4 protein-coding genes are annotated in these 4,597 nt (G+C 72.4%); all 4 read right to left on the bottom strand.

Annotated features, from left to right (window positions below; genetic code table 11):
- Nucleotides 1–1,896 (bottom strand): phenylalanine--tRNA ligase subunit beta (pheT, locus tag ABZ749_RS29905; RefSeq protein ID WP_357233652.1); only part of this gene is annotated, 1,896 nt, incomplete at its 3' end.
- 40 nt (nucleotides 1,897–1,936) lie between these two features.
- Nucleotides 1,937–3,004, bottom strand: a complete 1,068-nt coding sequence (pheS, locus tag ABZ749_RS29900) for a phenylalanine--tRNA ligase subunit alpha (RefSeq protein WP_357233650.1) — start codon at nucleotides 3,002–3,004, stop codon at nucleotides 1,937–1,939.
- A 219-nt stretch (nucleotides 3,005–3,223) separates the two neighbouring features.
- Nucleotides 3,224–4,075 carry an RNA methyltransferase gene (locus ABZ749_RS29895; RefSeq protein ID WP_357233648.1) on the bottom strand — a complete coding sequence of 284 codons (852 nt, stop codon included), beginning with the start codon at nucleotides 4,073–4,075 and terminating at the stop codon, nucleotides 3,224–3,226.
- A 29-nt stretch (nucleotides 4,076–4,104) separates the two neighbouring features.
- Nucleotides 4,105–4,497, bottom strand: coding sequence for a 50S ribosomal protein L20 (rplT, locus tag ABZ749_RS29890; protein WP_030488429.1), 393 nt, complete (start codon nucleotides 4,495–4,497; stop codon nucleotides 4,105–4,107).
- Between the last annotated feature and the right edge of the window lie 100 nt (nucleotides 4,498–4,597).

Genomic DNA, 4,597 nt, shown 5'->3' with positions numbered 1-4,597 from the left:
GGCGGCGAACTCCTCGTCGGTGGGACGCCGGTCCACGCCCATCGCCGGCGGGCTGCCGGCACCGACGCGCGGGTGGAAGACCGCACCGATCTCGTAGAGGGCGAGGTCGCGGTGACCCCGGCCGAGGTTGCGCTTGAGGATGCCGAGCAGCGGGCCGAGCAGCGTGGTGCGCAGCAGCGGCTCCTCTTCGGACAGCGGGTTGGCCAGTCGCACCGCGGGCCGACGCGGGTCGTCGGCCGGCAGGCCGAGCTGGTCGGCCAGCTCCGGTGACACGAACGGGTGCGCGAGCACCTCCACGTACCCCCGCTCGGCCAGCGACCCGGCGACGGCCCGGCGGCGACGCTGCCGCGGGGTCAGACCGCGCCCCGCGGGCGCGGTCGGCAGCACCGACGGCACCCGGTCGTACCCGTCGAGGCGGACCACCTCCTCGACCAGGTCGGCCGGGTCGGTCAGGTCGGGCCGCCAGGTCGGCGGGGTGACGCTCAGCACCGTCCCGACGCCGCTGGCCACGCCAACCGCGCCCGGGTCCTCGGACAACCGGTCCGCGCCCTGCGCGACAGTGCAGCCCACCTGTTCCAGCAGGGCGACCACCCGCGCCGGCGGGTACTCGACACCGACCCGCCGGGTCGGCAGGTCCGCCGGAAGACTGATCGGGGTACGCGGCCTGACGTGGTCGATGTCCAGGATCTCCACGCTCGGGGTGCCACCGCCGTGCTCGGTGAGCAGCCGCACGGCACGCTCCAGCGCGACCAGCGGCACGGCCGGGTCGACGCCCCGCTCCCAGCGCTTCGCGGCCTCGCTGAACAGCTTGTGCCGACGGGCGGTGCGCCCGACCATCGCCGGGTCCCAGTGCGCCGCCTCGAAGAGCACAGTGGTGGTGACCCCGGTGACGACCTCGCTGGTCTCACCGCCCATCACCGCGGCGAGGGAGATCGGCCCGGTGTCGTCGCAAATCACCATGTCGTCGGCCGTGAGCACCCGGCTGACCCCGTCCAGGGTGGTCAGCTTCTCCCCCGCCTCGGCGCGACGGACCACCAGCGGCCCGGCGATCCGGTCGGCGTCGAAGGCGTGCATCGGCTGGCCCAGCTCCAACATCACGTAGTTGGTGATGTCGACCGGCAGCGAGATGCTGCGGATGCCGGCCGTGACGAGCCGCTGGGCCATCCACGACGGCGTGGGCGCGCCCGGGTCGACGCCCCGCACCAGGCGGGCGGTGAACCGGTCGCAGCCGACCGTGTCGCGCACCTCCACCGGGTACGCCGGCGTCTCGGTGCCCGCCGGGGCGGGCACCAGGGCGGGATCACGCAGCGGCACGTCGAACGCGTGCGACAGCTCCCGGGCCAGGCCGCGCAGGCTCAGCGCGTACCCCCGGTCCGGGGTGATCTCCAGCTCGAACACGACGTTGTCCAGGCCGACGACGGGCCGCGCGTCGTCGCCCGGCTTGGCCGCGCCGTCCGGCGGCAGCACGATGATGCCCGAGTGGTCGTCGCCCAGGCCCAGCTCCTTGGCGGAGCAGATCATGCCGGCCGAGTTGTGCCCGTACGTCTTACGGGCGCCGATCGCGAACCCGCCGGGCAGCACACCACCGGGCAGGATCACCACCACCCGGTCACCGACGGCGAAGTTACGCGCCCCGCAGACGATCTCCTGCGGCTCGCCGGTGCCGTTGGCGGCACCCACGTCCACCCGGCAAAACCGGATCGGCTTCTTGAAGCCGGTCAGCTCCTCGATCTCGCGCACCTCGCCGACGACGAGCTGCCCGGTGACGCTCTCGCGAAGGTCCACCACGGACTCGACCTCGATACCGAGGTCGACCAGGGCCTGCTCCAGGTCACCGGTGGGCAGGTCGGCGGGGAGGTCGACGTACTCCCGCAGCCAACTAACAGAAACTCGCATGACTTCAGACCACCGTTCCCGTGTCTCGTACCCGCATCGCCTACGCCCCGGTCCCGAGCGCGCGGCTGAACCGCACGTCGCCCTCGAAGAGATGGCGGATGTCGCTGACCCCGTGCCGGACCATCAGGGTCCGGTCGATGCCCATGCCGAAGGCGAATCCGGAGTAGATCTCCGGGTCGACGCCGCAGGCGCGCAGCACCCGAGGGTTCACCATGCCGCAGCCACCCCACTCGACCCACTGCGGGCCGTCGCGGTGCTCCGGGAACCACACGTCGAACTCCGCCGACGGCTCCGTGAACGGGAAGTAGTGCGGCCGCCACCGGGTCTTCGCCTCCGGGCCGAACATCGCCCGGGCGAAGTGGTCCAGCGTGCCCCGCAGGTGGGCCATGGTGATGCCCTTGTCGACCACCAGGCCCTCGGCCTGGTGGAACACCGGGCTGTGGGTGGCGTCGATCTCGTCCGTGCGGTAGACGCGACCCGGCACGATCACGTAGATCGGCGGCTTGCGGCTGAGCATCGTGCGGGTCTGCACCGTCGAGGTGTGCGTACGCAGCACCAGGCCGGAGCCCTCCGGTGCGATGTGGAAGGTGTCCATCAACCCGCGCGCCGGGTGGTCGGCGGGGATGTTCAACGCGTCGAAGTTGACCCACTCCAGGTCGACCTCGGGCCCCTCGGCCACCTCGTAGCCCATCCCGACGAAGAGGTCGCTGATCGACTCCATCAGGGTGCTCAACGGGTGCCGGGCGCCACGGGGACGCCGGTCGTAGGGCACTGTGACGTCCACCCGTTCCTCGACCAGCACCCGCTCGGCCTGCTCACGCTCCAGCACCTCGGCGCGGTCGGCGTAGGCGGTCTCGATCGCCCGGCGGGCCTCGTTCACCCGCTTGCCCGCGTCCGACTTCGCGGCCGGCGGCAACGCGCCGATCTCCCGGCGCGCCAGGGAGACCGGAGACCGGTCACCGAGGTGCACCGGGCGCAGCGCGGTGAGCGCGTCCGGGTCGGCCGCCGCCGTGAACGCCTTCGTGGCGTCCGCCACGGCCTCGTCCAGGGCGGCGGGGTCGAGCAGGGCGACCTGCTTCGGGTCGTACGGATCGTTGCGGTAGCTCATGGCGTACGGGCACTCCCTCACGGCGGCGCCTGCCCTCGTCGGGGCGGCGAAGCGAGTCTACGGACGCGCGGCTGTGCCGCAGCCCGCCGGTAGGAGTTGCGCAGGGAGCAGGTCAGGCCCGCCGCCCGCCGACACCGGCGGGCTGGCTAAACGAACGCCGTGTCGCGTTCATGGACGGACGCTCTCCCCTGCTGTCAGTCGCGCCGCAGGCGTTCACCCTCAGCGCTGTGCTCTGGCTGAAGCGTACAGGCAGACCGCTGCGGCGGCAGCCAGGTTGAGGCTCTCCGCGCGCCCGTACAGCGGCACCCGCACCGTGGTGTCGGCGGCGATGGTCAGCTCCTCGGGCAGCCCGTGCGCCTCGGAACCGAACAACCAGGCGGTGGGCCCGACGAGCCGACCGTAGTCGGTCAGGTCGTCCAGGTCGTTGTCGCCGTACCCGGTGGTGGCGAAGATCGACAGCCCGGCGGCGCGCAGCGCGTCGACCACCGCGACCGGGTCGGGGGCGCGCACCACGTCGACGTGGAAGAGGCTGCCGGCCGAGGCCCGCACACACTTGCCGTTGTACGGGTCGACGGCGTCCCCGGCGAAGATCACCGCACCCGCACCGGCCGCGTCGGCGGTGCGCAGCACCGTGCCGGCGTTACCCGGGTCGCGGATCTCGGCGAGCACCGCCACCAGCCGGGGCGCACCCGCGAGGGCCTGTTCCAGTGAGACGTCCAGGTGCCGGCAGACGGCCACCAGCCCCTGTGGGGCGACGGTCTCGGTCAGCGCCGCGAGGGCGTCGTCGGTCACCTCGGAGACCGGCACGTCGGCGCGGGCCGCCGTGGCGGCCAACTCCGGGTACCGGTCGAGCGCGGTGGTCGTACCGAACAGTTCGGTGACCACCTCCGGCCGCGCGAGGGCCTCGCGGACCGCCTGCGGGCCCTCGGCCAGGAAACGGCCGGTGGCGTCGCGGTCCCGGCGGCGTTGCAGGCGGCGGGCGGCGACAATCCTTGGGGTACGCGGGGTGAAAGCCATGGTGTGCGCTCCTCCGGCACGATTGAGGCGCCCCCCGAACGGCGGTGCCGACACGGGAGACGCCTCGCTCTGGTGCGTGGGGATCAGGCGGCCTGAGCCGCCGCGCCGCCGGTGCCCTCGGCCGTGACCGCAGCCCGGGCCAGCTCGACGATCGCCGCGAAAGAGGCGGCGTCGTTGACAGCCATGTCGGCCAGGATCTTGCGGTCGACCTCGATGCCGGCCAGACGCAGGCCCTGGATCAGACGGTTGTAGGTCATCCCGTTGGCCCGGGCGCCCGCGTTGATCCGCTGAATCCACAGCTGCCGGAAGTCGCCCTTGCGGTCGCGACGGTCCCGGTAGGCGTACTGCATCGAGTGCAGCACCTGCTCCTTGGCCTTGCGGTACAGGCGGGAGCGCTGCCCGCGGTAACCACTCGCGGACTCCAGCAGGGTACGACGCTTCTTCTGGGCGTTTACAGCCCGCTTGACGCGTGCCATCTCAACTCCTAATTACGTAAAGGTGGCGCGCGTCAGCGGCCGAGCAGCTTCTTGATGCGCTTGACGTCGGCCTTGGCCAGCACGACCGTGCCGGTCAGCC

The sequence above is a fragment of the Micromonospora sp. NPDC047753 genome, from assembly GCF_040642735.1.
GTDB lineage: Bacteria > Actinomycetota > Actinomycetes > Mycobacteriales > Micromonosporaceae > Micromonospora.
This window is presented reverse-complemented; position numbering and strand designations above follow the sequence as displayed.